This window comes from Desulfobulbus propionicus DSM 2032 (assembly GCF_000186885.1).
Lineage (GTDB): Bacteria > Desulfobacterota > Desulfobulbia > Desulfobulbales > Desulfobulbaceae > Desulfobulbus > Desulfobulbus propionicus.
Genome location: NC_014972.1, coordinates 942,811 through 969,124 on the forward strand (window position 1 = coordinate 942,811; position 26,314 = coordinate 969,124).

Annotated in this window: 24 protein-coding genes; 20 read left to right on the top strand and 4 right to left on the bottom strand. The window is 57.4% G+C overall.

The features are described from left to right. Positions 1–178: 178 nt before the first annotated feature. The 6 genes from lon to DESPR_RS04270 all read left to right on the top strand — a co-directional run bounded on the left by lon (position 179) and on the right by DESPR_RS04270 (position 9,211). Positions 179–2,578 (top strand): endopeptidase La, encoded by a 2,400-nt coding sequence (lon, locus tag DESPR_RS04245; protein WP_043770609.1) that lies wholly within the window; start codon positions 179–181, stop codon positions 2,576–2,578. Positions 2,579–2,638: 60 nt separating this feature from the next. Then, positions 2,639–3,664: an endolytic transglycosylase MltG gene (gene mltG / locus DESPR_RS04250; protein WP_015723576.1), complete on the top strand. Its 1,026-nt coding sequence runs from the start codon at positions 2,639–2,641 to the stop codon at positions 3,662–3,664. Positions 3,665–3,951: 287 nt separating this feature from the next. Further along, a complete protein-coding gene (locus DESPR_RS04255; RefSeq protein ID WP_015723577.1) occupies positions 3,952–4,152 on the top strand; it encodes a cold-shock protein in 201 nt (66 codons plus the stop codon). 204 nt (positions 4,153–4,356) lie between these two features. After that, a complete protein-coding gene (locus tag DESPR_RS04260; RefSeq protein WP_015723578.1) occupies positions 4,357–5,982 on the top strand; it encodes an NAD+ synthase in 1,626 nt (541 codons plus the stop codon). Between the two features lie 119 nt (positions 5,983–6,101). Next, positions 6,102–7,874: a hypothetical protein gene (locus DESPR_RS04265; RefSeq protein ID WP_015723579.1), complete on the top strand. Its 1,773-nt coding sequence runs from the start codon at positions 6,102–6,104 to the stop codon at positions 7,872–7,874. 128 nt (positions 7,875–8,002) lie between these two features. Continuing rightward, positions 8,003–9,211 (top strand): pyridoxal phosphate-dependent aminotransferase, encoded by a 1,209-nt coding sequence (locus DESPR_RS04270; protein ID WP_015723580.1) that lies wholly within the window; start codon positions 8,003–8,005, stop codon positions 9,209–9,211. A gap of 107 nt (positions 9,212–9,318) precedes the next feature. Here the strand turns inward: DESPR_RS04270 and DESPR_RS04275 are convergent, their stop codons facing one another. Then, positions 9,319–10,311, bottom strand: coding sequence for a LysR substrate-binding domain-containing protein (locus tag DESPR_RS04275; RefSeq protein ID WP_015723581.1), 993 nt, complete (start codon positions 10,309–10,311; stop codon positions 9,319–9,321). Between the two features lie 262 nt (positions 10,312–10,573). Between DESPR_RS04275 and DESPR_RS04280 the strand changes: the two genes are divergently transcribed. The 13 genes from DESPR_RS04280 (at position 10,574) to DESPR_RS04340 (ending at position 22,031) form a co-directional block, all read left to right on the top strand. Continuing rightward, positions 10,574–10,981: an NADH-quinone oxidoreductase subunit A gene (locus DESPR_RS04280; protein ID WP_015723582.1), complete on the top strand. Its 408-nt coding sequence runs from the start codon at positions 10,574–10,576 to the stop codon at positions 10,979–10,981. Then, a complete protein-coding gene (locus tag DESPR_RS04285; RefSeq protein ID WP_015723583.1) occupies positions 10,951–11,448 on the top strand; it encodes an NADH-quinone oxidoreductase subunit B in 498 nt (165 codons plus the stop codon). Before DESPR_RS04280 ends, DESPR_RS04285 begins: the two co-directional genes overlap by 31 nt. Before the next feature lie 14 nt (positions 11,449–11,462). Beyond that, positions 11,463–11,969, top strand: coding sequence for an NADH-quinone oxidoreductase subunit C (locus DESPR_RS04290; RefSeq protein WP_015723584.1), 507 nt, complete (start codon positions 11,463–11,465; stop codon positions 11,967–11,969). Continuing rightward, positions 11,966–13,084 (top strand): NADH-quinone oxidoreductase subunit D, encoded by a 1,119-nt coding sequence (locus DESPR_RS04295; RefSeq protein ID WP_015723585.1) that lies wholly within the window; start codon positions 11,966–11,968, stop codon positions 13,082–13,084. The genes DESPR_RS04290 and DESPR_RS04295 overlap by 4 nt, the downstream gene beginning before the upstream one ends. A gap of 18 nt (positions 13,085–13,102) precedes the next feature. Further along, a complete protein-coding gene (nuoH, locus tag DESPR_RS04300; protein ID WP_015723586.1) occupies positions 13,103–14,095 on the top strand; it encodes an NADH-quinone oxidoreductase subunit NuoH in 993 nt (330 codons plus the stop codon). Positions 14,096–14,097: 2 nt separating this feature from the next. After that, the gene (locus DESPR_RS04305; protein WP_015723587.1) at positions 14,098–14,553 is read left to right on the top strand and encodes a NuoI/complex I 23 kDa subunit family protein; all 456 of its coding nucleotides are present in this window, start codon (positions 14,098–14,100) and stop codon (positions 14,551–14,553) included. Continuing rightward, positions 14,541–15,095, top strand: coding sequence for an NADH-quinone oxidoreductase subunit J family protein (locus tag DESPR_RS04310; protein ID WP_015723588.1), 555 nt, complete (start codon positions 14,541–14,543; stop codon positions 15,093–15,095). The genes DESPR_RS04305 and DESPR_RS04310 overlap by 13 nt, the downstream gene beginning before the upstream one ends. A gap of 3 nt (positions 15,096–15,098) precedes the next feature. After that, positions 15,099–15,425, top strand: coding sequence for an NADH-quinone oxidoreductase subunit NuoK (nuoK, locus tag DESPR_RS04315; RefSeq protein ID WP_015723589.1), 327 nt, complete (start codon positions 15,099–15,101; stop codon positions 15,423–15,425). Positions 15,426–15,439: 14 nt separating this feature from the next. Then, entirely contained in the window at positions 15,440–16,936 is a 1,497-nt protein-coding gene (locus DESPR_RS04320) for a monovalent cation/H+ antiporter subunit D family protein (protein WP_015723590.1), read from the top strand. Further along, the gene (locus DESPR_RS04325) at positions 16,933–17,211 is read left to right on the top strand and encodes a hypothetical protein (RefSeq protein WP_015723591.1); all 279 of its coding nucleotides are present in this window, start codon (positions 16,933–16,935) and stop codon (positions 17,209–17,211) included. Before DESPR_RS04320 ends, DESPR_RS04325 begins: the two co-directional genes overlap by 4 nt. Then, on the top strand, positions 17,208–18,998 hold the full coding sequence (locus DESPR_RS04330; RefSeq protein WP_015723592.1) for a Na(+)/H(+) antiporter subunit D: 1,791 nt from the start codon (positions 17,208–17,210) through the stop codon (positions 18,996–18,998). Before DESPR_RS04325 ends, DESPR_RS04330 begins: the two co-directional genes overlap by 4 nt. A 13-nt stretch (positions 18,999–19,011) precedes the next feature. Next, positions 19,012–20,529, top strand: coding sequence for a complex I subunit 4 family protein (locus DESPR_RS04335; protein ID WP_015723593.1), 1,518 nt, complete (start codon positions 19,012–19,014; stop codon positions 20,527–20,529). An 86-nt stretch (positions 20,530–20,615) separates the two neighbouring features. Beyond that, entirely contained in the window at positions 20,616–22,031 is a 1,416-nt protein-coding gene (locus tag DESPR_RS04340; protein ID WP_015723594.1) for an NADH-quinone oxidoreductase subunit N, read from the top strand. An 88-nt stretch (positions 22,032–22,119) separates the two neighbouring features. Here DESPR_RS04340 and DESPR_RS04345 read toward each other — a convergent pair whose 3' ends face one another. Continuing rightward, entirely contained in the window at positions 22,120–23,370 is a 1,251-nt protein-coding gene (locus DESPR_RS04345; RefSeq protein WP_015723595.1) for a serine hydroxymethyltransferase, read from the bottom strand. A 798-nt stretch (positions 23,371–24,168) separates the two neighbouring features. Here DESPR_RS04345 and DESPR_RS04350 point away from each other — a divergent pair. Further along, a complete protein-coding gene (locus DESPR_RS04350) occupies positions 24,169–24,609 on the top strand; it encodes a gamma-glutamylcyclotransferase family protein (protein ID WP_015723596.1) in 441 nt (146 codons plus the stop codon). A gap of 110 nt (positions 24,610–24,719) precedes the next feature. Here the strand turns inward: DESPR_RS04350 and yhbY are convergent, their stop codons facing one another. Both yhbY and DESPR_RS04360 read right to left on the bottom strand, forming a co-directional pair. Next, entirely contained in the window at positions 24,720–25,049 is a 330-nt protein-coding gene (gene yhbY, locus DESPR_RS04355) for a ribosome assembly RNA-binding protein YhbY (RefSeq protein WP_015723597.1), read from the bottom strand. A gap of 49 nt (positions 25,050–25,098) precedes the next feature. Beyond that, positions 25,099–26,295 carry a TraB/GumN family protein gene (locus DESPR_RS04360; protein ID WP_015723598.1) on the bottom strand — a complete coding sequence of 399 codons (1,197 nt, stop codon included), beginning with the start codon at positions 26,293–26,295 and terminating at the stop codon, positions 25,099–25,101. Positions 26,296–26,314: the final 19 nt, after the last annotated feature.

The following is a 26,314-nucleotide window of genomic DNA, read 5'->3' on the forward strand; positions in this document are numbered from 1 at the left end:
ATATTGAGCTGCCGGTATTTATTCAAGGAAAATTTTCTTTGCCGGTAAGGTCCTCCCCTTGTCTTGACTTCGGGGGGGGTTGTGTTTACTGTCGTGGGACAATTCAGCGCCAGGGGTATCGTTCCAGGCGATTTTAAGGAGGAAAAACGTGGAATTTGATGATTCGCTATCGACCAGTATGGGTGATTTCGGGGAGCAGACGCAGGATCTGGAGATACCCGAATCCTTGCCCATGATGGCTGTTCGGGATGTGGTTGTCTTTAATTATATGATCATCCCGTTGTTTGTCGGCCGACCTGGTTCCATTGACGCCGTGAACGAGGGCCTCAACAGCAACAAACTGCTGATGCTCGTTACCCAGAAGGACCCGACCAAGGACGACCCTGAAGAGAAGGATCTGTATGAAGTCGGCATGGTGTCGATGATCATGCGGACCCTCAAACTGCCCGACGGCCGGCTCAAGGTGCTGGTGCAGGCACTGAGCAAGGCCAGGGTCCGTTCCTACCAGCAGCGCAAACCGTTTTACCGGGTGGAAATCGACCTGATCGACGAGCCGGAAACGCCGGAGATCACCGTCGAAACCGAGGCCCTGATGCGGACGGTACGCGAGCAGACGGAAAAGATCATGTCATTGCGCGGCATTCTCAGCTCGGATCTGATGATGATCATCAACAACATCGAGGAGCCGGGGAGGCTGGCCGATTTGGTAGGGTCCAACCTGCGCCTGAAGATCTCGGAGTCGCAGAAAATCCTGGAAACCATCGACCCCATTGAACGCCTGCGCTTGGTGGCCGATCTGCTCCACAAGGAATTGGAGGTGTCCACGGTCCAGGCCAAGATTCAGTCGGACGCCAAGGAAGAGATGTCGCGCAGCCAACGCGAGTATTTTCTCCGCGAGCAGATCCAGGCCCTGAAGCGGGAGCTTGGCGACGAGGACAGCTATTCCCAGGAAATCGAGGAGCTGAGCAAGCAGCTGCGCAAGAAAAAGATGCCCAAGTACGCCAAGAAAGAGGCGCGCAAGCAGCTGCGGCGGCTGGAAATGATGCATCCGGACGCCTCCGAGGCCACCATCGTCCGCACCTACCTGGACTGGTTTCTCGACCTGCCCTGGAAGGAATCGTCCAAGGATGTGCTCGACCTCAAGGTGGCCGCCGAGGTGCTCGACGAGGACCACTACGGCCTTGACCGGATCAAGGAGCGCATCCTCGAATACCTGGCGGTGCGCAAGCTCAATGCCGACACCAAGGGGCCGATCATCTGCTTTGTTGGCCCTCCCGGCGTGGGCAAGACCTCGCTTGGCCAAGCCATCGCCAAGGCCATGGGCCGCAAGTTTTACCGCCTGTCCCTTGGCGGGATGCGCGATGAGGCCGAGATCCGCGGCCACCGGCGCACCTACATCGGGGCCCTGCCGGGCCGCATTCTCCAGGGATTGAAGAGCGTGGGTACCAACAACCCGGTGTTCATGATGGACGAGATCGACAAGATCGGCGACGATTATCGGGGCGATCCCTCCTCGGCTCTCTTGGAGGTGCTGGATCCGGAGCAGAACAACACCTTCTCCGACCATTACATGAACCTGCCCTTTGATTTGTCCAAGGTCATGTTCATCACCACCGCCAACCGCAGCGACACCATCCCCGGACCGCTCTTGGACCGCATGGAGGTGATCCAGCTCTCCGGCTACACCCTGGAAGAGAAGATGGTGATCGCCAACAAATATCTGCTACCGCGGCAAATCAAGGAAAACGGCATCAAACCGACCCAGATCAAGATCGACAACCCCACGCTGGAGATCATCATCAGCCGCTACACCCATGAGGCCGGGGTGCGGAACCTGGAGCGGGCGCTCGGCAAGGTCTGCCGCAAGATCGCCCGCAAGGTGGCCGAGGGCGGCAAGGGGCCCTATGTGATTTCGGAAAATACGGTGGAAAAATATCTGGGGCCGCCTAAATTCCTCCCGGAAAAAGACTTGGACACCAGTGGTCAGCCTGGTCTGGTCATTGGCCTGGCTTGGACCGAGGTTGGCGGCGAGCTGCTCCACATCGAAACCTCGGTTCTGCCGGGGAAGGGCAAGCTGTTGCTCACCGGCCAACTGGGAGAGGTAATGAAGGAGTCCGCTCAAGCGGCGCTCAGCTACTGCCGCAGTCGCAACAAGGAGTTGGGGGTGGAACCGGAGTATTTCGATTCGGTCGACATCCATATCCATGTGCCAGCGGGCGCCATTCCCAAGGATGGTCCCTCCGCGGGCATCACCATGACCACCGCCCTGTTTTCGGCCATCAGCGGCAAGGCGGTGAAGCGCGGTATCGCCATGACCGGCGAAGTGACTCTGCGCGGCCGGGTGCTCCCCATCGGTGGCCTCAAGGACAAGGCCCTGGCGGCTTTGCGGGCGGGGATTGGTAAGATCATTATCCCCGAGGAAAACCAGAAAGATTTGGTCGAGATTCCGGAAGAACTGCGCAAGAAGATCACCTTCCATCCGGTCAAGCACATGGACGAGGTGATCGAATTGACTCTGGGGAAAATCAGTGGCCGGAAAACCCCGCCCAAGGCAACCGCGGCCAAGGAAGACAAATAACGAGACCAACGTGGCTGGCGGCGGGGGACTGAAGGTCGCTTCCGCCGCTGGTAGTCTTTTTTGTCTGCATCACTGTTCACCTTTATTCGTCTTCGCTTCATGCGCCGCCTGTTGCCTCTTCTCCTTGTTGTTTGCCTCGTCATCGGCGGCGTTGGACTCTGGTACCGATCCTTCCTGACAACGCCTTCGCCGGGAAACGGTGAGATGGTGGTGGAGATTCCCAAGGGAACCGGGGTGCGCGGCATCGGCGCCTTGCTGGCGGCAAAGGGTCTGCTGCGCGACGACATCCGCTTTTTGGCCTTGGTCTGGTTGTCGGGAATCAGGGCCAAATTGCAGGCCGGCGAGTACAGTCTGCCGCGTGGATTGACGCCGCCCGAACTGTTGCAACTGCTGGTCAAGGGCAGCACGCTTCGCCATCATGTGACCATTCCGGAAGGCGTGACGGTCGCCCAGGCGGCTCTGCTGTTTGCGCGGGACGGCTGGATCAAGCAGGACCGATTTCTGGCGCTTTCCCAAGACAAAACACTCATTCGGCAGCTGGGCCTGGATGCGCCCAGCCTGGAAGGCTATCTTTTTCCCGAAACCTATACCCTGGTGCGCAACGAGGCGGACGAACGGTCGGTGTTGCGGATGATGGTCGAGCGTTTTCACCGTGTCTGGCGGGATCTGAACATCAACGAAGCCCATGGGCTGAACCGCCATCAGCTCGTCATCCTCGCCTCGGTGGTGGAGAAGGAAACCGGGGCCGCTGTGGAACGCCCGTTGATTGCCAGGGTTTTTCTCAACCGCCTGGATCGCCAGATGCCCCTGCAATCGGACCCGACGGTGATTTATGGCATCCAGGATTTCAACGGCAATCTGACCAAGGCCGATCTCAAGCGGCACACACCGTACAACACCTACACCTTGCCCGCCCTGCCTGCCGGCCCGATCTGCAACCCTGGTCGCGCCGCCCTGGAGGCGGTCATCCGCCCGGCGGATTCCCAAGCACTCTACTTTGTGTCCAAGAACGACGGCACCCATGTCTTTTCCACCAACTTGGCCGACCACAATCGAGCGGTCCAGATCTATCAACGCGGCAAGTAAACCTTTTTTGCTGACAAGCTGAACGGCGGCACCATCATTTGGGGCACCCGCTCGCCAAACCTTGTCGCGTATCGGTCCTCTTCCGCGCCTGCACGAAATGGCGCTTGCGGGAGCAGGAAGGAATTTCCTTGTTTTTAATTTAATTAATGTTATGTTCGCCGGACAGGAGTAGATTATGCGGTATTTTCGTTGGTTACGGTTTTGATTCAGTGTGTATGGGTTGAAAAGTGGCCTGAAAGATCGCATGGATAAAGCATTCAGCCCAAGACAAGGAGAACAAGGGAGCAATGTTGAAAGGAACAGTGAAGTGGTTTAATGAGTCCAAAGGGTTCGGTTTTATTGAGCAGGAAGCAGGCAAGGATGTTTTTGTCCACTACTCTGCGATCAGTGGATCGGGTTTCAAGACATTGAATGAAGGCGACAAGGTGCAATTCGAAATCGTTGACGGTCCCAAGGGACCGGCTGCCGCCAATGTCACCAAACAATAAAATGAATTGATTGTTCAAGCCCGGCGGGATCTTCCCGCCGGGCTTTTTTTTTGTGCGGCCTCGGCAGGGAACGGCAGTGCATGCCGTTTTCCAGGCATGAAGGCTGTGCGTTTCCCTGTTTTTTCTCTTTTTTCCGCCAGACGGCGTTTGCCTGCCTGGGACGCGCCAAGCACAGCCGTAACGTTTTTTTCAGGTGAATGTGTTGTGAAGATCGCCCTTATTCAAACGAACCCCATCATCGGCGCCTTTGAACGAAATCTTCGCCAGGTGCTCCATTGGATCGGCAAGGCCAGGCAGGCCAGGTGTGATCTTGTTGTTTTTCCTGAGTTGACGCTTTGCGGATACCCTCCCCAAGATTTACTGGAACGGCCTGCGTTCCTGGATGGCCATGATCGCGCCTTGGTCGATCTGGTCAAACAGTTGGCTGGCATCAGCTGTATCGTCGGGGTGCCTGAACGTCGACAAGGTCCGGGCAAGCCGTTGTACAACTCGGCCTATGTCCTAGAGCGCGACAAGATCGCGGTGCGGGCGCGCAAACAGTTACTGCCCACCTACGATGTCTTTGACGAAACCCGCTATTTCGAGCCGGGAACGACCTCGACCGTGTTTCCCTGCAAGGGGGTGCATTGCGGTCTGACCATCTGCGAGGATATCTGGTGGAACAGCGAGATCTATCCGACGGATCCCCTCAAGGATCTGGTCATCGGGCCGATCGTGCCGGACTGCCTGATCAATATTTCCGCCTCGCCCTACCACTACGGCAAGCTAGAGGAGCGGCAACAGGTCTTCACCCGGCTGTGCCGGGACAACAATCTGCCCCTGCTGTACGTTAATCAGGTCGGCGGCCAGGATGGACTGATTTTTGACGGGCATTCGATGGTCATGACCCCCCGAGGCACCTTGCGGGCTGTGGCGGCCGGCTTTGGCGAGGACATGCTGGTGGTCGACAGCGAGGACTGGGACAGGGACGGCGGGCAGTTGCCGGCGGATAGCGTGGCCGATGTCGAGCAGGCGCTGGTGCTCGGGGTGCGCGATTATCTCCACAAGACCGGTTTTCGCCGGGCGGTGCTCGGCCTGTCCGGGGGAATCGATTCGGCGGTGACGGCGGTGATCGCCTGTCGGGCCCTGGGGCCGGAGAATGTGCTCTGCGTGGCCATGCCCTCGCCCTACACCTCGCAGGCATCCATAGACGATGCCCGCCAGCTGGCGGCCAACCTGGGCTGTGACTTCGAAATCATCGCCATTTCCGCTCTGATGGAGACGTACCGCGCCAGTTTGGCGCCGCTGTTTACCGGATTGGCGGAGGATGCCACCGAGCAAAACATCCAAGCCCGTATTCGGGGCAACCTGCTCATGGCCCTGTCCAACAAATTCAAGCGGCTGCTCCTGACCACCGGCAACAAGTCGGAAATGGCGGTTGGCTATTGCACCCTCTACGGCGACATGAGCGGCGGCTTGGCGGTGATTGCCGATGTGCCCAAGATCATGGTCTACGAACTGGCGCATCTCCTCAACCGGGAAAGGGAACTTATCCCCGAACGGATCATCACCCGCCCGCCGACCGCGGAACTCAAGCCCGATCAATGCGATCAAGACGACCTGCCGCCTTACGAGGTGCTTGACGGTGTTCTTAAGGCCTATCTGGAGGAGCATAAAAGTATCGAGGCGATCGTTGCCAATGGGTATGATGCCCAGATGGTCCGGGATATCGTGCGTCGGATCAAGCTCAATGAGTACAAGCGCAAGCAGGCGCCGCTGGGCATCAAGGTTACCACCAAGGCTTTCGGTCCAGGGCGTCGCTATCCACTGGTGCAGGGGTTCGTCGAGTAAGCGGACCGCAAGCTGTCGCCGGCCTGCGGTAAATCTTGCTTTGACGCCGTTGTTTTTTTTGGGTATCTTGGCCCACCCGTTCAGGGATTTTCTTCTCTTCGAGACGATCAGCAAGCGACATGGTCCGGCCGTCCCGCAATCTCCTTTCCCTTATCCTGTTTATACCGGTCAGTCTGTTGCTGATCGGGTATTTGGTTGTCCGCGAGCAGTCCACCAAGCGTCCCGAGCAACTGGCGGTCACCACTGCCGGCATGGTCGAAATGTGCCTGAGCTGCCACACCAAAGAGACCTTGGATGGAGCCCATGATCGTCTGGTCGTTGGCTGCTCGCCCTGCCATCTGGGAGACCCATTGGCCATTGACAAGGACAAGGCCCATGCGGGCATGGTGCTCAATCCAGGTGACCTGCGCGTGGCGGCCAAAACCTGCGGGGTCGAGGGGTGCCATCCGGCGGACATCCACAAGGTCAAGCATTCGCTGATGGCCACCAACCGAGGCATTCTCGCCACCCTGCTGTACTACTGGGGCGAGCGGGACCACCAGAATGCCGACATAACGGTCGAACAACTGCTCGCCAGCGGCGAGACCTCGCTTGCCCTCGACTATTACCGCAAGCTCTGCGCCACCTGTCATTTGTGGAAACAAAAGAACGATCTGCCGGGAGCGCCGGCTTTTTTCAATGAAAAGGGTGGCGGCTGTTCGGCCTGCCATTACATTTTGCCGCCGGGCACGCCAAAGAACACGGTGACCTCGGAGATTCCCGCTGCCGAGCAGGAGGCTGCCAGGAAGAATCGTCCCCACCCGCTGGTGGTCAGGCAGGTGCCGGAGGACAACTGCATCCGCTGCCACAACCGCTCCGGGCGCATCGGTCTCTCCTACACGGGCATCTTTGAGGCCGAGGGGTACGGCACCCCGTATGAAAAAGGGCAGCACGCCTCGCAACGGTTGGCCGGCGATCGGTTTTATCTCAAGATCGCCCCGGACATTCACCACGTCAAGGGCATGGCCTGCATCGATTGTCACACCCGTGACGAGATCATGGGCGACGGCACCAGCTATGCCCATTACGAGGAGCAGCTGGAAATCACCTGCCAGAGCTGCCATGATCCCAAACCCGGCATGACTCGCAAGCAGAAGCCGCTGACCAATGTCGGCAGCAAGCAGGGCAGGGCGGTACTCACCGGCAAGATCGACGGCAAGGAGCGGCCGCTCAATCCGCCCCATCCGCAGGCCTGCTTGGCTCCCAGTCACAAGCGGGTGACCTGCGAGGCTTGCCACTCCACCTGGGTGCCGCAATGTTACGGTTGCCATGTCAAGCGGGACAAGCGCGATACCCATCTTGACAAACTCACCCTCACGGAAACACCGGGATGGTGGGAAGAGGGGCGCTCCTATATCCGCTACGAAAAACCGATGCTCGCGGTTTGGGGCGACGAGGTGGTGGTGGTCACACCCGGCTGCCAGGATTTGGTTACTCTGATCGATGAAAAAGGAAAGTCCGAAGGTGGATTCAACCGTTTCACCATGGCCGCGATCAACCCGCACACCATTCAGGCCAAGGGGCGGACCTGCAAGGATTGCCATGCTTCGCCAAAAACCGTGGGGCTCGGGGAGGGCACCGTGGTCAAGAAGGATGGTCAATGGCAGTTTTTTCCCGTGGATCGAGGGGTGGAGAGCGAGCAGGGACGCACCCCCGGCTTCGACACCTTTGTCACCATCGACGGCACGCCGCTGCAATATGGTTCGCGTAAGAATCTGCGACCGTTCAACGGTGACGAATTGCGGCGTATCCTCCGGGTCGGACTCTGTCTGGACTGCCATCAGCGGGCTGACGACCCAGCGTATCGCGACTATGATCGGCATCGATCCTGCCCGGTGTACAAGGAGCCGTGAACGGCCTGCGTTTACTGGGAAAATGTTCGGGACGCAGAGTCTTTGCACTTGTTAAATTTTGCCAAAAGCGTTACAGCGCACTGTTTTTTATTCACCGGAGAACTTTTGTTCACAAAAGGAGTACAATGATGTTGCCAGAAAAGTTTGTGCTTGCGGAGAGAGTGCTGCAGGTCGCCCCTTCGCCAACGCTTGCCGTCAACGCCAAGGCCAAGGCACTCAGGGCCGCGGGTGCGGATATTTTGAATTTCAGCGTCGGGGAGCCGGACCTGCCCACCCCGGCCCATGTGTGCGAGGCCGGCAAGCAGGCCATTGACGACGGCTACACCCGTTATACTCCGGTAGCGGGTATCGTGGAGTTACGGGAAGCGGTGTGCGCCAAGTTGCAAAACGATCAGGGGTGGGACTATGCCCCAGATCAGGTGCAGGTGAGTTGCGGCGGCAAGCACGGCCTGTACAATATCTTCCAGGCAATCCTCAATCCCGGTGACGAGGTGCTGATTCCCGCGCCCTACTGGGTGTCCTATCCGCCCATGGTGCAGTTGGCCGGCGGTACCCCAGTGATCGTGCCGCTCAAGGAGGAAAACAACTTTGATTTCGATCCGGCCACCCTGGCCCGGTATGCCACTCCGAAGACCAAGGCCATCGTGCTCAACAGTCCCTCGAATCCGACCGGAGCCGTGTTTTCCCTGGAGTCCCTGGTAGCGGTTGCCAAGATGGCCCGTGACCACGGCTGGTTGGTGATCACCGACGACATGTACGAGGAACTGTACTACGCCGAGGGTAAGGTGCCTCACATTCTTCATGCCGATCCGCAGTTGAAGGATCAGGTTGTGCTCTCCAACGGCGTGTCCAAGTCCTTTGCCATGACCGGTTGGCGGATTGGCTGGTCCGTTGGGCCGATCGAGGTGATCAAGGCGATGAACAAGATTCAGAGCCAATCGACCTCCAACCCTGCCGCCCCTTCCCAGTACGCGGCCCTTGCCGCCCTGACCGGACCGCAGGATTTTCCTCGTCTGCTGCGCGAGGCCTTCATCCCCCGCCGGGCCTATTTTGTCAAAGCGCTGGAATCGATCCCCGGAGTGAGCTGCGTGACACCGATGGGGGCTTTTTACGTGTTCCCCAATTTTTCCGCCTATTACGGGAAATCGTTCAAGGGGCAGGTTATCGACGGATCGGTTGCCCTGGCTGACTATTTTCTCGGCGAGGCCAAGGTGGCCTCGGTACCCGGTGCCGCTTTTGGCGCCGATGCCTTTATCCGCTTCTCCTTTGCCACCTCGATGGAACGGATCGAAAAGGGCATGGAGCGAATCAAGCAGGCCCTCGCCAATTTGCGCTAACCGCTTTCACAAAAAAAATCCGGGCAGAACAATAGTTCTGTCCGGATTTTTTTTGTGTGCTTGCACCTGGTCGCTCCTTCCGCGTGAGGGGAAGGGGTGAGAGGTGTTTATTTGCTCGTTGGTGAGGACAGGTCCTTGTCCAGTTTGCTCTTGGCTAACAGGGACTGCAGTTTCCAGGGTGAGGACAAACACTCCCGGCCCAGATGATTTTCCGCCACCACCTCGCAGAACCGGAGAAATTCGGCCATCAGCCGGGTGATGATCTTGTCTTTGTGTTGGATGATCCATAACTGTCGGCTCATGTCCATCCCTTCGATGGGCAAAATCTTCAGCCAACCCTCTTCCGCTTCCCGACAGACGGTGAGCATGGATAGGCAGGCCGCGCCAACTCCGGACTCCACCGCCTTCTTGATGGCCTCGGTGTGCCCGGTTTTGGTGACCACCTTGAGCAACGAGGCGTAGCGGCCAAGTTTTTTGGTGAAAATTTCAGCAGTTCCCGAACCCTCTTCCCGCATCACCCAACTGGTTTCCTTGAGATCGTCGGGAATGATGAAGGTCGCGCGGTCGGCGAGTTTGTGGTTTGCACTGACGATGATCCCCAACTCGTCCTCAAACCACGAGGTGGCCACCAGGGAGTCGACGTTGATATCCCCTTCGACGAATCCGAGATCGGCCTGGCCGGTGGCCACCAGCTTTTCCGCGGTCATGGTGTTGACGACCAGCATATTGATGTGGGCCTCGGGATGGAGCCGCATGAAGGCGCCGATCAGATAGGGCAGTACATAGTTGCCGATGGTCGAACTGGCAACGATCTCCAGCACGCCGGCGACGGTGTCCTGCTGTTCGGTGAGGATGGTTTCAATGTTGGCCACTTGGTGCAGGATAGCCTTAGACAGGGGGAGAAGGTAGCGTCCACGGTCGTTGAGCAGCAGACTGCGGCCATGCCGGTCAAACAGGGGGCCGCCCAATTGATTCTCCAACTCGCCAAGGGCCATGCTCACCGCAGACTGGGTGAGCAGGAGTTTCTTGCTGGCCCGGGTTACCTGCTGCGTTTCAGCGACCGCGATGAATATTTCCAGTTGTCTGAAGGTGATAGCCATGAACTCTCTTTCGTATCAATGTGATTGAACATACTCATGATCGGAATTGAAAAATTAGCGCTAAACTAACACCTTCAAAAAATAGGTCAATGACTTTTAGGCGGCGTACCGCAATATTCACGGGGAACCAATCAAGAAATGAGTCATTATTTGCAATAATTATACTTGACATCAAAAACGCTTTTCAGTAGTTTAATAAGATGTGCTGATTAAACACATCAGTTGGATTGATGCTGGCGGCGCTGTCGTCGAGGAGAAAAAGATGGACCAAGTTGTTCTTACCAACATCATTTATGTCACCCTGTTTCTGATCGGGGCACTGCTGTTCGGTTTTGGGCCGATCATCATCGTCAAGCTGCTCAGCCCCTCGTCCCACACCCGGCAGACTGCCGGACGGACCGGGCAGTTGATCGAGTGCGGCATGGAACCCATAGGCAGCGCCTGGATTCGATTCGGGATCATCTATTATCTCTATGCCCTCATTTTTCTCGCCTTTGATGTCGACGTGCTGTTTCTATTTCCGGTGGCCGTCGCCTACAACAGTCCGGAACTGGGAATGCGGGATTTTTTCGAGGTTCTGCTGTTTGTCGCCATTCTTTCATTAGCCATCGTCTATGCCTGGCGTAAAGGAGTGTTCACGTGGGAGAAGAAATCGTACCTTCATCAATAGTGCAGTTCGCCCAGCTCGACAAACTGCTCAATCTCGGCCGGGCCAATTCGCTCTGGCCCATGACCTTCGGGCTTGCCTGCTGCGCCATTGAAATGATGTGCACCGGTGGTTCCCGCTACGACATCTCCCGCTTCGGCGCCGAGGTTTTCCGACCTTCGCCCCGGCAGAGTGATGTGATGATCGTCGCCGGGACCATCAACAAGAAGCTGGAACTGGCGGTCAAGACCCTGTACGACCAGATGCCCGAGCCCAAGTGGGTGATTGCCATGGGCAACTGCGCCATATCCGGCGGCCCGTTCAAGGTCAAGGAAAACTACAACGTGGTAGAGGGAGCGGACAAGCTGTTTCCGGTGGATGTGTACATTCCCGGGTGCCCGCCGCGTCCCGAGGCCCTGCTCGAAGGCATCATGGCCCTTGAGGAAAAGATTACCGGCAAGCGTCGCTGGCCGCGGGTGCAGGCAGGCTGAATCGGAGATACTCTATGGATTTGCTTGAAAAAACGGAAAAGGCTCTGCGTGCTCTTTTTCCCGAAACAGCTCCAGTCGCCGTCTCGGCAGAGGAAGGCGACGTGGCGACGGCCACGCGAACCGAACCCATTCTGACCACCGATCCTGCCCGGCACGGCCACCATCTCGATGTTCTTTGCAAGCCCGACCAAGTGGTGGCGGTGGCCCGGGTTATGGACAGCGAAGGGTATTTTCTCGAATCCATTTCCGGAGTCGACTGGATAGACCGGCAGCAGCTCGAGATTCTTTACGACTACAATCGGTTGGGTGGCGCGCATTGCCGAGTTATGGTCCGCACGCTGGTGCCCCGCAGCGGACCGGTGGTACCGACTATCTCCGCGATATTCCCCTCGGCTGATTGGCACGAGCGCGAAACCTATGACTTTTATGGCGTGCACTTCCAGGATCATCCCAACCTGATCCGCATTCTCCTGCCGGAAGATGCCGATTTTCATCCTCTTCTCAAGGATTTTATGCCATGACCGTTCCTGTTCATCTGCGGCATGATGAAACCTTTGTCCTCAACCTGGGGCCGCAACATCCGGCCACCCACGGCGTGCTCCGCGTCAAGCTCACCATGGACGGCGAGTACATCGTCAAGGCCGAGCCGGTTCTAGGCTACATTCATCGTATGCATGAGAAGTTGGCGGAAGGCGGCACTTTTGCCCAGTTCATGCCCAATACCGCGCGCATGGATTATCTCCATGCCCTGGCTTTCAACCATGGTTGGGCCCTGGTGGTCGAAAAAGCGGCCGGTATCGAGGTGCCCGAGCGGGCCGAGTATATCCGGGTGATCACGGTCGAGCTCAACCGCATCGCCAGCCATCTCTTGTGGTGGGCGGCGTTTCTGCTCGATCTCGGCGGATTTACCCCGTTGCTCTATGCCTTTGACGACCGCGAGAAGATCATCGACCTGCTCGAACGGATCACCGGCTCCCGGCTCACCTATTGCTACATGCGCTTTGGCGGCGTGTACAACGACATTGATGACGAGTTCATCGCCGGCACCCGCGCGTTCATCAAGCGGCTGCGCGGCCGAATGCCCCGTCTCTACCACGACCTGGTCACCCACAATATTATCCTGATCAAGCGCATCAAGGATATCGGCTTTGTCAGCGCCGACCAGTGCCGCCGCTATGGCGCCACCGGCCCGGTGGCGCGCGGTTCGGGAATTCATTACGATATCCGCAAGAACGAGCCCTACTCGGTCTATCCAGAGTTCGACTTCGATATCCCGGTTTTTAACGAGGGCGATTCCATGGCCCGCTATATGGTGCGCATGCACGAGATGGAACAGTCGATGCGCATTATCGAGCAGGCCCTGGATAAACTGCCCGGAGGCCCGGTGATGGGCAAGGTGTCGAAGATGCTCAAGCCCGAGGCGGGTTACTATTATTCGGCGGTGGAGACGGCGCGTGGTTCGCTCGGCCATCGCCTGGTCTGCAATGGCGACAAGAATCCCTACAAACTCAAGTTGCGCTCGCCAACCTTCTGTAATTTGAGCCTATTTGGCGAAGTGGCCGAGGGCATGCTCCTGGCCGATGCGCTGGCCTTCATGGGTAGCCTGGATCTGGTCATCCCCGAAATCGACCGCTGATCGGGAGAGGAAGAAAATATGGAAACAAGTATGTGGCGTGCCCTGATCTATCTGGTGGGCATCATGGCCTTTGCCGGCGTCAACGCCGCCTGGTTGGGCTGGTGTGAGCGGAAGGGGGCCGCCCGCATTCAGCGGCGGATCGGACCTTGCGAGGCTGGATTCGCCGGACTGTTGCAACCGCTCGCCGACGGCCTCAAATTGCTCAGCAAGCAACTGCTGGTGCCGCAAGGGGTCGATGGCATCGTTTTTCGGGTGGCTCCGGTCCTGGCGATGATTCCAGCCATCACCTCCATGGTGGTGATCCCTTTTTCCGACAACATCGGCGCCCGGGCCATGGAGCTCTCGGTTCTGTTGCTTTTTGCTCTGGCCTCCATCGGCATGATGGCCATCCTGCTCGGTGGCTGGGCCTCGGGCAACAAGTACGCGATCATCTCGGCCGCTCGTTCAGTGTCGCAGAATCTAGCCTACGAGATTCCCATGCTGCTGACCGTGATCACCGTGGTGCTGATCTCTGGGTCCATGAACCTGCGTGAGATCGCCATCGACCAGCAGGGCGGCTTCTGGCACTGGAACATCTTCCGCCTGGAAAACGGTCATTTCCTGACCATGTGGATCTCGTTCATCATCTTCTTCATCTGCTCGGTGGCCGAAACCAACCGCGCGCCCTTTGACATGGCCGAGGCCGAGAGCGAGCTGGTGGCTGGTTTCATGACCGAGTACGGTTCCATGGGCTTTGGCCTGTTCATGATGGGTGAGTACCTCAATATCGTGGTCGGAGCCTGTCTGACCGCCACTCTTTTTCTCGGCGGTTGGGACTGCCCCTTTGGCCTGACACCGGGCATTTGGTGGTTTTTGCTCAAGATTTACATCCTGATCTTTACCTTTATCTGGATCCGCTGGACCTACCCCCGGACCCAGATCTACCGGCTCTTGAACCTGAGCTGGAAAATTCTGATTCCTTTCTCGCTGGTCAATCTGTTGATTACTGCGGCCCTGATCAAGGTATTCTGAATATGAGTGGTTATTGGAGCGATATTTTCACCGGCAGCAAGAGTCTGCTTACCGGCCTGGCCATCACGGCCCGGGAGTTCTTCAAGCCGGTGGTGACCGAACAGTACCCCTGGGAAGTCCCGACCATGACGCCGCTGTTTCGCGGCCACATCGAGTTGATCGGCAACGAGGAGACCGGCGCGCCCAACTGCGTGGTCTGCGGCATGTGCCAACGGGCCTGTCCTTCCCAATGTATCAGTCTGGACGGAAAGAAGAACGAGAGCGGCAAGGGCAAGGTCCTGACACGGTATGTCCTTGATTTTACCAAGTGCAGCCTGTGCGGTTCCTGTGTGGAAAGCTGTAACTTCAATGCGCTGCGCTTTTCGAAAGAGTACAACCTGGTCAGCTTTGACAAGAAGGACTTCATGACCATGGATCTCATGCAACGGTTGGAGGACCAGAACGGATGCAAGCACTAATCTGTCAACCGGTCGCCGCCCCGGCGCTCCTGTCGGCCGAAGGCGCGGTGGGCATTATTTTTTTGCTGACCGTGGCCTTGGTGGTGATCGGTGCCCTGATCGCCGTCAACGCGCGGCGGTTGGTCCGTGCTGTCGCCGGCCTAGCCGTCTGCTTCACTGGCCTGGCCGGCGTCTATTACTTTCTGCTCAGCCCTTTCCTGGCCATGATGCAGATGCTGATCTACGTGGGCGCGGTCTCGATCCTGATCGCCTTCGGTATCATGATGGCCACGCCGGAGGAACAACAGACTCCGGGCATGAAACATCGGTCCGCCTTGGCTGGACCACTGGCCTTCAGCGTGGCTGCGCTGATCTTCGCCGCTTTGACCCTGCTGGGCCTCAAAACCCAGTGGCAGGTGTTCCCGCGACAAGGCTCCTTTGACATCAAGGCGGTGGGCATGTCGCTCTTGACCACCCACGGCATGGTTTTTGAACTTATTTCCATCGTCCTGCTCCTGGCCATCATCGGCGCCTTGGTGCTTGCACAGAGGGGGAGAAATTAACCGATGCAACTGCTCAATCTGTATAACTGTCTGCCGACCTACCTGGTGATCGGCGCCCTGCTGTTCGCCTTTGGGGTCTACGGCATGGTGGTACGCCGCACGGTGATCGGCATGCTGATCTCGGCCGAGTTCATCCTCGCCGCCGCCTCGACCAACTTCATGGCCTTCAACCGCTTCTTGGCACCTGACCCGGTGGTCGGCCAGATTTTTACTCTGTTCATTATGGCCATTGCCGCCGCCGAGGCCGCCATTGCCGTCAGCATCATGATTGCCGTCTATCGTAATTACAAATCCATCGAAACCGACGATCTGGTCGATCTGCAGGGGTAACGGGGAGAATAATCATGGACACCGTTGCCACCACCGCACATATCGTCGAAAACACCAACCTGTTGCTGGCGGTGATCATCCCGCTCTTCGCCAGCCTGGTGGTCATGACCCTGAAGAACCATCCGAACCTGCGCGAGTTTGTCTCGTCCAGCGCTTCGGTGCTGCTGTTCCTCATGGTCCTCTCCTTCATTCCGGCCCTCAAGGCGGGAGAAACACTCAAATATACGCTGTTCCAATTGCTGCCGGGTCTGTCGATCACCCTGCGCGCCGATGGCTTTTCCATGATTTTTGCGCTGGTCGCCTCGTCGCTGTGGATGATTGCCGTCTACTACTCCATGGGCTACATGCGGGCCCATGACGAGCCGTGCCAGACGCGGTTCAACGCCTGTTTCGCCTTGGCCATCTTCGGCGCCATCGGCGTGGCCTTCTCCGACAACCTCTTGACCCTGTACCTCTTTTACGAGATCGTGTCGGTGTGCACCTATCCGCTGGTCGCCCATCATCAGGACGAGGAGTCCTACGAAGGCGCGCGCAAGTACATCGTGTACCTGACCACCACCGCCAAGTTCTTCCTCCTGCCGGCCCTGATTCTCATCTATGTGCTGTCCGGGACCCTGGATTTTCCGCATAACATCAACAGCGGCATCCTCCCCACCGACGCCACCGGCTGGGTGGTGACCATGCTCTATGTGTTCTGCATCTTCGGTTTTGCCAAGAACGGCGTCATGCCGTTCCACCACTGGCTGCCGGGTGCTATGGTCGCGCCGACCCCTGTTTCCGCGCTGCTGCATGCGGTGGCCGTGGTCAAAGTGGGCGTGTTCTGCACCACCCGTACCATGCTCTATGTTTTTGGCGTCGAGACTATGGATCGGTTGAACCTCGGTATTCCCACCGCCTATTTTGTCGGCTTCACCATCATCGTCGCCTCGATGATCGCCCTGTCCAAGGACAACCTCAAGGCGCGGTTGGCCTATTCAACGGTCAGCCAGCTCTCGTACATCATCCTCGGCGTGGCGCTGCTGACTCCCCATGCCATCGAGGGCGGTCTGATCCACATCGTCAACCACGCCTTCTCCAAGATCACCCTGTTCTTTTGCGCCGGTGCGATCTACATCGCCGCCCATAAGAAGTATATCTCGGAGATGAGCGGTCTGGGCCGGACCATGCCCTTTACTTTCGGCGCCTTTGCCGTTGCCTCGCTGTCGATGATCGGCGCGCCGCCGGTGGCCGGTTTTGTCTCCAAATGGTATCTGCTGGTTGGCTCGATGGAGGCCCATCAGGTGGGCATTCTCCTGATTCTCATCGCCTCGACCGTCCTCAATGTCGGCTACTTCGCGCCGGTGACCTACAAGGCCTTTTTCGGCAAACGGCCCAACGGCGAAGCCGAAACCGGCATCAAGGAGGCACCGCTCAGCATGCTCATTCCGCTGCTGATCGCGGTCACCGTGTCGGTGATCATCGGCGTGTATCCCAATTTCATGATGCAATTTGTCAGGATGGTGACAGGATGATCGCACTCATTGACTATCTCCAGGCCCGGTCGAAAACCGTGGTCACGATCTGCTGTGTCCTGTTGGCGGTGATCGCCTGCGGCTCCCTGCTGGTGGACACCCACCACGCCCATACCTGGGCGGAGCAGCATGTGCCGGCTTTCTGGTCGCTGTTCGGATTCGCCGCCGCCGCGATCATCATTGGCGCAGCCCGCTGGTTCGGCGGTTCCGGCATTCAGGCGCCGACCGATTTTTATGAACGCTCCACCTCAACGACCTGCGAGGAAGAAGCATGACCTCCAGTTTTATCCATCCCTCTGTGCTGCTGATCGTAGGCGCGCTGCTTTTACCCCTTGTTCAGGGGCCGTTGCGCAAACCGTATCTCTTTTTGGTGCCGTTGCTGGCCCTGGGGGCGGTGGTCCTGAACACGACCCTGAGCGGCACCTTTGCCGTCATGCCCTTCCTCGACTGGCAGCTGGTACTGGGCCGGGTGGACAAACTGTCCACCGTTTTTGCCCTGATCATGGCGGTGATGGCGGTGATCGGTACGCTGTATGGCCTTCAGGTCGATCGGGCCGGCGAGCACATGGCCGCCTGGTTCTATGCCGCCGGGTCGCTAGGGGTCATTTATAGCGGCGACTACCTGAGCCTCTTTCTCTTCTGGGAGATGATGGCCTTTGCCTCGGTGTTTCTGGTCTGGTTCCGGCGCGGACCGCAATCGTTGCGAATTGGCTACCGCTATCTGCTCATCCACACCATCGGCGGCATTATCCTCCTGGCCGGCATTTTGTTGCGCTACCAGGCGGTGGGCAATATCACCTTCGATCTGATGGATGTGGCCCATCCCCAGCTGTACACCTGGTTGATCATGATCGGTTTCGGCCTCAATGCCGCCATGGTGCCGCTCCATTCCTGGCTGCCCGAAGCCTACTCCGAGGCCTCGTTCAACGGCGCGGTCTTCCTCTGCGCCTTCACCACCAAGACCGCGGTCTACACCCTGGCCAGGGCCTGCGCCGGCATGGAGATTCTAGTGGTGCTTGGCGTGATCATGGCCCTCTACGGCGTCCTCTACGCGGTGATGGAGAATGACATCCGCAAGCTGCTGGCCTGGTCGATCGTCTCCCAAGTGGGCTACATGGTCGCCGGTATCGGCATTGGCACCGACATGGCCATCAATGGCGCCGTCGCCCATGCAGTGGTCCATATTCTGTACAAGAGTTTGCTGTTCATGGGCACCGGCTCGGTGCTCTACATGACCGGCAAGACCAAGTTCACCGAACTGGGCGGCCTGTATGCCAAGATGCCGGCCACCTTCTTCTTCACCATGATCGGGTGTCTGTCGATTTCGGCAGCCCCCTGTTTTGCCGCCTATGCCAGCAAGTCGCTGATCATCACTGCCGGTTTTGAGCAGCATCTCAACTGGGCGGCCTGGCTGTTGATGTTCGGCGCCACCGGCACCTTCATGTACAACGGCCTCAAATTGCCCTATTTTTTGTTTTTCGGCAAAAATAACTGCAGCCGGGAAACCTGGGAGAGGGCGGCTGATCCCGCCTGGAACATGCTCATCGCCATGACCTTGGGGGCCACTCTCTGCGTGCTGGTTGGCACGGCGCCCGGTTTTCTCTATGCCTTGTTGCCCCATGCGGTGGACTATACCCCGCATACGATGTACCACCTGATGGAAACTCTGCAGTTGCTCGGGTTTGCTGCCCTGGCCTTTTTCCTGCTCAAGCGCTTTGTGCAGCCGGTGGATCGTCTCTGCCTGGATGTGGATTGGTTGTACCGCAAGGCTGGCTGCGCTTTCCTGTGGCTGATCAAACGGCCATTACAGGCGGCCGATACCGCCTGGGGCGAGGCCTATCGGGTGGTCGGCATTGATTCCTTGAAAACACTCAGCCGTTTTTGGAGTTGGTTCGACTGGCAGGTGATCGACGGCGTGGTTGACGGTCTTGCCCGCTCGGTGCGGGTCCTTGGAGGCAAGGTCCGCATCCTGCAGAGCGGCCAAATTCAGCTTACCCTGTATTACGCCTTTTCGCTTGCCGCCGTTGTTTTGGTAACCTTTATTTTTTTTCAGCTGCTTTAAGGGGAACGAGAGAATGGATTTGTTACTCATCAAAGAGGGATTTCCCCTCCTCAGCTTCCTCATCTTCCTGCCGCTGGCCGGGGCAACGGTGCTGCTTTTTTTTCACGGTGCGTCCTTTGCCCGGATATGGGCGCTGTGCGTCACCTCGCTGACCGCCATCTGCTCTGTCCCATTGCTCATCGGCTTTGATCCGGCCAGCGCCAAATATCAGTTTGCCGAGGCGCATGCCTGGATTCCCCGGTTTCATATCAACTATATCGTTGGTATGGACGGCATTTCGATCCTGTTGGTGCTCCTGACCACCTGCATCATGCCGTTTTGCGTCCTGGCCTCCTGGAAGTATATTCAGAAGCGGGTGACACCCTTCATGTTCTGTCTGTTGGCCATGGAAACCTCGATGATCGGGGTCTTTGTCGCCCTGGATTTCGTGCTATTCTATATATTCTGGGAATTCATGCTCATTCCCATGTATCTCCTGATCGCCATTTGGGGTGGTCCGCGCAAGGCCTATGCGTCGATCAAGTTCTTTCTCTATACCTTGGCCGGCTCGGTGCTACTCCTGGTGGCCATTATTGCTCTTTACCTCAAATCCGGGAGTTTCTTCATTCCGGAAATGATGTGGAAGCCCTATTCGCTTACTTTTCAACTGCTCGTTTTCCTGGCTTTTTTCCTTGCCTTTGCCATCAAGGTGCCGATGTTCCCCTTCCACACTTGGTTGCCAGCCGCCCACGTCGAGGCGCCGACCGCCGGTTCGGTAATTCTGGCCTCGGTCTTGCTGAAGATGGGTACCTATGGTTTGCTGCGCTTCTGTTTGCCGATCACCCCCGATGCGACCTTGTTGCTGGCCGAACCAATCCTGTGGCTGTCCATCGCCGGCATCATCTACGGCGGTTTTACCGCGCTTGCGCAACAGGACATGAAGAAGCTGATCGCCTACTCGTCCGTGGGCCACATGGGGTTCGTCACGCTGGGAATCTTTGTGCTGAATACCCGAGGGGTTGAAGGCGCGATGCTGCAAATGATCAATCACGGCGTGACCACCGGCGCGCTTTTCCTTTGCGTGGGGATGATCTACGAGCGCACCCACAGCCGAGAACTGGTGGCGGCCACCGGGGTGGGCAAGTACATGCCTTGGTTTGTCACCTTTCTCACCTTTTTTTCGCTTTCATCCTTCGGTTTTCCGGGAACCAACTCTTTTATCGGCGAATTTCTGGTCCTGGCCGGCACTTTTGAGCGCAACACCTTTATCGCGTTGGCTGCCATTCCCGGGGCGGTGCTGGCCGCGGCGTACATGCTGCGAATGCTGCAAAAAGTAGTCTGGGGCGGGACCGACAATCCGGATCAGTCCCATCTCGGTGATCTTGGCATTCGGGAGATCGTGGTCTTGACGCCGTTTCTGCTCTTTGTTTTTTGGATTGGACTAGGGCCGCAACCCTTTATTGATTTGATGCATACCTCGGTGAGCCAACTGCTTGAGCAGTTCAACAGCTGGCAACAGCACCCTCAGGTTGCCACGATGCTCTGGCGTTAACAGGTATTTCACCCCCTCCATTCTCACCGGCAGCCTGATCGCGTAAGGCGACAGTTGCTGAGGACACACGAAGAAAGGCGATGTATATGGTTATTTTACCCGAATTGGTGCTGGTGACCGGAGCGCTGGCATTCTTTCTGCTCAGCTTGGGCAAAACGCCCTCCGAGCAGACGACAAAATCCCTGGCCATTGTCGTTGGCCTTGTCACCTTTGCCGCAACCCTGCTTTCGTTCCAGTCGCAGGTCACTCTGTTTTACGGGGCCTACGCCGTGGACCAGTATTCCCAGCTGTTCAAGGTGATGATCGGCTTCGCCTTGGCAGTGGTGATGATCTTCGGCCAGAATCTCAAGGGGATCAGCATCAGTGTCCGACCCGAGTACTACTTGTTTCTGTTGCTCAGCGTGCTCGGACTGATGATGTTGGTCAGTTCGGTCGAATTGATCGCCATCTTTATTTCCCTGGAACTTTCCTCCTTTGCCTTGTATCTGCTGGTGCCGATGCGGGATGATCGCACCGGCATCCGCGTACAGATGGAAGCGGGGATGAAATACATTCTCTTTGGGGTCATGGCCACCGGTTTCATGCTCTATGGCATGAGCCTCTTGTTCGGTCTCACCGGCACCACCTATCTCAAGGACATCCTTGCCTACCTTGCCAAGGGCAACCTACAACCGGCGGTGGTGGTAGCTGTGCTGCTGGTGTTGGCCGGTTTTTTTTACAAACTGGCCATCTTCCCCCTCCATTTTTGGGTGCCGGATATTTATCAGGGAGCCTCGAACGAAACCACCGGGTTCATCGCCACCATCCCCAAATTTGGCGCCGTTGCCCTGCTGATCCGCTTTCTGACCATGCCCACCGGACACCCATCCTTCCTGATTGAGCTGATGGCGGTACTCGCCCTCTGTTCGATGTTTTACGGCAACCTCAGCGCCCTGGTGCAGAAGGACATCAAGCGGATGCTCGGCTTTTCCGGTATCGCCCATGCCGGCTTCATTCTCCTTGGACTGCTGTCGATGAACAGCGACGGGTATGGGGTGGCTATTTATTACATCGCCGGGTATGTGCTGATGAACCTGGCCTGCTTTCTGGTCATCAGCCATGTCTCACGACAGGGTGAAAATCTGTGCATCGAGGATTTTAACGGTCTGTACAAGCGCCAACCAGTCCTGGCCTTCATCCTGGCCATCGGCCTTTTTGGTCTGGCCGGCATTCCTCCTTTTGTCGGCTTCATGGGCAAATTCATGATTTTAACCTCGGCCCTGCGCGCCGATCATCTCCTGGTTGTCTGTCTGGCGGCCATCAATACCGCTATCGCCATCTACTATTATCTTTCGGTGGTCAAAGCGGCCTATACCGCCGATCCTGAGGCAACCACCGCGGTCGAGGTTTCTCCGCTTGTCCAGTTGACCGGAATTGTCCTGGTGATCGCTATTACCCTCATAGGGGCCTTGCCGGCTCAATTGGTCGATTTTGCAAGCACGGTAGCGCAGAGCCTCCCCTGAGTGAAGAGCGAGAACAGGAAACGAAAAGGACAAAAAAAGGGACGCTTCCACAGAAGCGTCCCTTTTTTATCGCGTTGAAATGGGTGTATTAGATCAGGTGTTCCAGTCCCGGTGCCGGGAAGCCGGCACAGAGCTGTCGCACGGATGAGGCGATTTCAGCCTGGAGGGCTGTGTTGGCTGGATCCGCCACCACGGCACCGATCCATTTGCCGACTTGTACCATCTGTTCCTCCTTGAAACCGCGTGAAGTGACTGCGGCCGAACCCAGGCGAATGCCGCTGGGATCAAAGGGCTTGCGGGTATCGTAGGGCACGGCATTGTAATTGAGCACGATACCGGCCGCATCGAGGGCCTTGGCGGCAACCTTGCCGGTCACGCCCTTGTTGGTCAGATCGATCAGCATCAGGTGGTTTTCGGTACCGCCAGTGACCAAATTGAAGCCGTTGTCGATCAGGGTTGCCGCCAAGGCTTGGGCGTTTTTAACGATCTGGGCGGCATACTGTTTGAAAGCCTCGGTGGAGGCTTCCTTGAGCGCCACGGCAATCGCGGCGGTGGTGTTGTTATGCGGTCCGCCCTGCAACCCCGGAAAAACAGCCTTGTCGATGGCCGCGGCATATTCCTGCTTGCACAGAATCATGGCCCCCCGTGGGCCGCGCAGGGATTTGTGGGTGGTCGTGGTGATGATATCGGCATAGGGAACAGGCGAAGGGTGGGCGCCCCCCGCCACCAAACCGGCGAAATGGGCCATGTCCACCAGCAGCAGGGCGCCGCAGGCATCGGCGATCTCACGGAATTTGGGGAAATCAAGCACCTGTGAATAGGCGGAGTGCCCGGCGATCAGGATCTTGGGTTTGCAGGCCAGGGCCTTTTCGCGGATGGTCTCATAGTTGAGCCGACCGCTCTCCTGGTCCAGGGAGTAGGACTCGGCGGTGAAATACTTGCCGGAGATGGACACCTTGGCCCCGTGGGTCAAGTGGCCGCCATGGGGCAGGGCCATGCCGAGGATGGTGTCGCCGGGATTCAGGAAAGCCAGGTACACGGCCAGGTTGGCCGGAGAACCAGAGTAGGGCTGGACATTGACATGCTCGGCGCCAAACAGATCCTTGGCCCGCTGAATAGCCAAACTCTCCACCTGGTCGATGTACTGCTGCCCTTCGTAATAACGTTTGCCGGGATACCCTTCGGAATATTTATTGGTCAGGACCGATCCCGTTGCCTCCATAACCGCTTTGGAAACGTAATTTTCCGAGGCGATGAGGCGGATTTTATCGCGCTGACGCAATTCTTCCTGCTTGATGAGATTGAAGATTTCCGGATCCTGCTGCTGTAATGTGCTCATGTCGACTCCTTCAGTGCATGAAAGTCCGGCTGGACGGGGCTCCCGCCGCTGTAACCGGGATTGGACAGGTGTGGTGGTCAAGGGACCATTCCATCATGGCGGCCGGCGAAAGAAAAGCCTTCGATAAACCACCACGATTAAGACCCATCATCATAATCAACCTATCCTTCGTTGCACAGTAGAAAATCGTCGCCGGCCGTTATGCCATGTCTGGCCTGACCTCAAGGAGATCGGCAATCGATCGAGCGACAAGTGCCGGGTATGCAGTCGAAACCGGGAAGAGTTATTTCCACCTTGCATCGGATTGTGCGCGTTCCAGGGGGAGACCGTGATACCACGGCTCGGGGCATCGTCCTGAGAGGCGCCACCCGCTCACAAACGATCAAGGAGTGCCGCGTCCGTGATGCCTTGCGGGAATGTTTGCCTCCAAACGCCTCAAGGCGGTCGACAGCGGGATTTTACTGATAGGATGCTTCTGTTCTTGGAAAAACAGCGATGTTGGGGTATTTTACTTAACCGCTTGCCGCCGCTAAGGCGGGATGGACGCCCACGGGCAAAAGAGGACGATTGTGGGTTGATGGACAACACGACACGGCGACAACAAGCAGAGAAAGGGAGGAGAACAGAACACTTGCATGGTAGTGACCGGTGGGGCGCGTCTGCGCCGGTGTCAGGCGCCGGGACCGAATGCCATGGAAGAAGCGGCAGTTATGGTCGCACTGCCTTGACGTTCTCAGGGGGGAACGTTCAAGCTTGACATACACTCAACTGATATCGAAAGACCAGGTAGGTAGGACAATGGAGAAGAGTGCGTTATTTTGCTATGGAACGTTGCAGTCGCCACTTGTGATGAAAGCCGTCACAGGGCAGGCCTATGCGGGTCAGGAAGCAACCTTGAATAACTGGGCGAGATTCCGCGTTCGCGGTTCGGAGTATCCGGGGATCATTCGCCAGGAAGATTCCGTTGTGTCCGGAAAGCTGTACTGGGGGCTGAACGAGCAGGCCATGGAAAAACTCGATGCCTTTGAGGGAGACAAATACGAACGGGTGTTGGTCCAGGTAACCATGGCCGACGGCTCTTGTCATGAGGCCTATGCCTATGCGATCAAAGACGATTGCCGCAAGTTGCTGTCCAATGATCCGTGGGATTTTGATCGCTTTTTGCAAAACGGTCTGGAAAAATTCATTCACTGGTTTGTCGAAGACCGACGCGATCTGTTCGACCGCGGCGATCTCTAAAAGAACTTTTCGCGTTTCTTTCCGCCGTTTCTCCTGGGTGTCTCCAGGGAAACGGCGGTTTTTTTCCGGAACAACAATTCCGTTCCGTTCGTTCCTTCTTTTCCACCTCGTTACACGACTATCCGCTTCCCCTGAGAGAGTTCCGGATTGGGGCGAAACAATAAAATCATCCGGCCGATGACTTGCACCAGGGCCGCCCCGGACATTCTAGCCAGTTCAGGACCAGCCGCATTTCTTTCCACCGGACAGTTTTGTCCCAGTTTGATTTTGATCAGCTCGTGGGCCTTCAGTGCTGCGTCCATCGATTTGAGCAACGCAGGGGAGAAGCCTTCTTTGCCCACATGGACCACGGGTTCGAGGTGGTGGCCTAGGCTGCGCAGACTCTTTTTCTGTCCGCTGGTCAGGTCGAGGGAAGGGGGTGCTTGTTCTGTCATGTTCATGGGGTGCTCAGGCAGTAAAAAATGGAAAAGGAAACGCCAGGGGTGGCCATCAATTCAGCAGTGTGTCGACAATGCGGTAACCTCCGATCCAGGTGCCGATGCTGGAGCCAAGGGTGGTTAATATAAAAACCAGAAAAATGCGCAACAGCTTGTTACGCCACCACCCACTCACGGTGGCGATATCCTGGGCCGCGATCTCGAATTCCCTGACCACCGGTGGGCAGATCATGACTTGGATAAACGCACAGACATAGCCGGCGCCTATCAGCGGAGACAGACTGGTGATCGGCGCGGCGGCGAAGGCCGAGACAATGGTCGCTGGATGGGCTAGGGCGATCACGGCGCCCAGGGATGAAGGAATGCCATGGGCCAGTATCCAATACACCGCATTGGCGGTGAATTCGGCCGTTCCTTGACGGATGCCGATAAGCAGCAGGCCCAGAAGGATCAGGCCGGGAATGAGCCATCCCAGGATCTTTGCCGTTCTTCCCGTTGGCGGGATGGCGTTGATCGCTTCCATCCGATCGCGGTTATCCTGCCCAATGGCCCGTCTGATGCCCTCGGTATGACCGGCTCCGACCACGGCCACCAGTCGCCGGCCTGCGGTTTGTTTGATCTTTTCCGCCATGTAGATATCCCGCTCATCGATCAACACCTCCTTGGTGTGGGGCAGGGCGGCTCCCATTTCGTTGATGAGCTCGGAGAGGACATCCTTGCGCCGCATCGCCGTCAGTTGCTCTTCATCCAATACAGTCTTGTCGAAGAGAGAGGTCAGAAGTGTGGCCAGTAGATAACCCTTTTTGCAAAAAGAAGTGGCGCGCCAGGCGCGGCGCAGGGTGATGCGCACATCACGGTCGCAGAGCACGATTGGGATGCCCAGTTGTTCGGCGGTCTGGGACGCGGCCAGCAGTTCGGTTCCGGGCATGATTCCCAATTGTCCGCCCAGTTTTTTCTGGTAGGCGGCAAGGATGAGGTTGACCATGAGGGTGGCCAGTTGCTTGTTGCGCACCACTTGCTTCACGTCGAGGTTTTCCCAGGTATCGCGTTTGGCCAGGGCTGCATGGCGCTTTTCATCCAGCTCAATGCACACCGCATCAGGTTGTTCCTGCACGATGACCTGCTTGACCAGATCGGTTGACTGTTGGGAAATGTGCGCGGTGCCAATCAGGAGGATGGTTTTGTCCTTAAGGTGAATGGTAGTCACATCGTCGGGATACGGATGCGTCGGGAAATTGGAGGTTTTCATAGAGGACGTGTGCTCGGTG

Coding starts and splice junctions, on each gene's coding strand:
- lon (WP_043770609.1), top strand. CDS start 179: ATGGGTGATTTCGGGGAGCAGACGCAGGATCTGGAGATACCCGAATCC.
- DESPR_RS04255 (WP_015723577.1), top strand. CDS start 3,952: ATGTTGAAAGGAACAGTGAAGTGGTTTAATGAGTCCAAAGGGTTCGGT.
- DESPR_RS04265 (WP_015723579.1), top strand. CDS start 6,102: ATGGTCCGGCCGTCCCGCAATCTCCTTTCCCTTATCCTGTTTATACCG.
- DESPR_RS04270 (WP_015723580.1), top strand. CDS start 8,003: ATGTTGCCAGAAAAGTTTGTGCTTGCGGAGAGAGTGCTGCAGGTCGCC.
- DESPR_RS04275 (WP_015723581.1), bottom strand. CDS start 10,311: ATGGCTATCACCTTCAGACAACTGGAAATATTCATCGCGGTCGCTGAA.
- DESPR_RS04280 (WP_015723582.1), top strand. CDS start 10,574: ATGGACCAAGTTGTTCTTACCAACATCATTTATGTCACCCTGTTTCTG.
- DESPR_RS04290 (WP_015723584.1), top strand. CDS start 11,463: ATGGATTTGCTTGAAAAAACGGAAAAGGCTCTGCGTGCTCTTTTTCCC.
- DESPR_RS04295 (WP_015723585.1), top strand. CDS start 11,966: ATGACCGTTCCTGTTCATCTGCGGCATGATGAAACCTTTGTCCTCAAC.
- nuoH (WP_015723586.1), top strand. CDS start 13,103: ATGGAAACAAGTATGTGGCGTGCCCTGATCTATCTGGTGGGCATCATG.
- DESPR_RS04305 (WP_015723587.1), top strand. CDS start 14,098: ATGAGTGGTTATTGGAGCGATATTTTCACCGGCAGCAAGAGTCTGCTT.
- DESPR_RS04310 (WP_015723588.1), top strand. CDS start 14,541: ATGCAAGCACTAATCTGTCAACCGGTCGCCGCCCCGGCGCTCCTGTCG.
- nuoK (WP_015723589.1), top strand. CDS start 15,099: ATGCAACTGCTCAATCTGTATAACTGTCTGCCGACCTACCTGGTGATC.
- DESPR_RS04320 (WP_015723590.1), top strand. CDS start 15,440: ATGGACACCGTTGCCACCACCGCACATATCGTCGAAAACACCAACCTG.
- DESPR_RS04325 (WP_015723591.1), top strand. CDS start 16,933: ATGATCGCACTCATTGACTATCTCCAGGCCCGGTCGAAAACCGTGGTC.
- DESPR_RS04330 (WP_015723592.1), top strand. CDS start 17,208: ATGACCTCCAGTTTTATCCATCCCTCTGTGCTGCTGATCGTAGGCGCG.
- DESPR_RS04335 (WP_015723593.1), top strand. CDS start 19,012: ATGGATTTGTTACTCATCAAAGAGGGATTTCCCCTCCTCAGCTTCCTC.
- DESPR_RS04340 (WP_015723594.1), top strand. CDS start 20,616: ATGGTTATTTTACCCGAATTGGTGCTGGTGACCGGAGCGCTGGCATTC.
- DESPR_RS04345 (WP_015723595.1), bottom strand. CDS start 23,370: ATGAGCACATTACAGCAGCAGGATCCGGAAATCTTCAATCTCATCAAG.
- DESPR_RS04350 (WP_015723596.1), top strand. CDS start 24,169: ATGGAGAAGAGTGCGTTATTTTGCTATGGAACGTTGCAGTCGCCACTT.
- yhbY (WP_015723597.1), bottom strand. CDS start 25,049: ATGAACATGACAGAACAAGCACCCCCTTCCCTCGACCTGACCAGCGGA.
- DESPR_RS04360 (WP_015723598.1), bottom strand. CDS start 26,295: ATGAAAACCTCCAATTTCCCGACGCATCCGTATCCCGACGATGTGACT.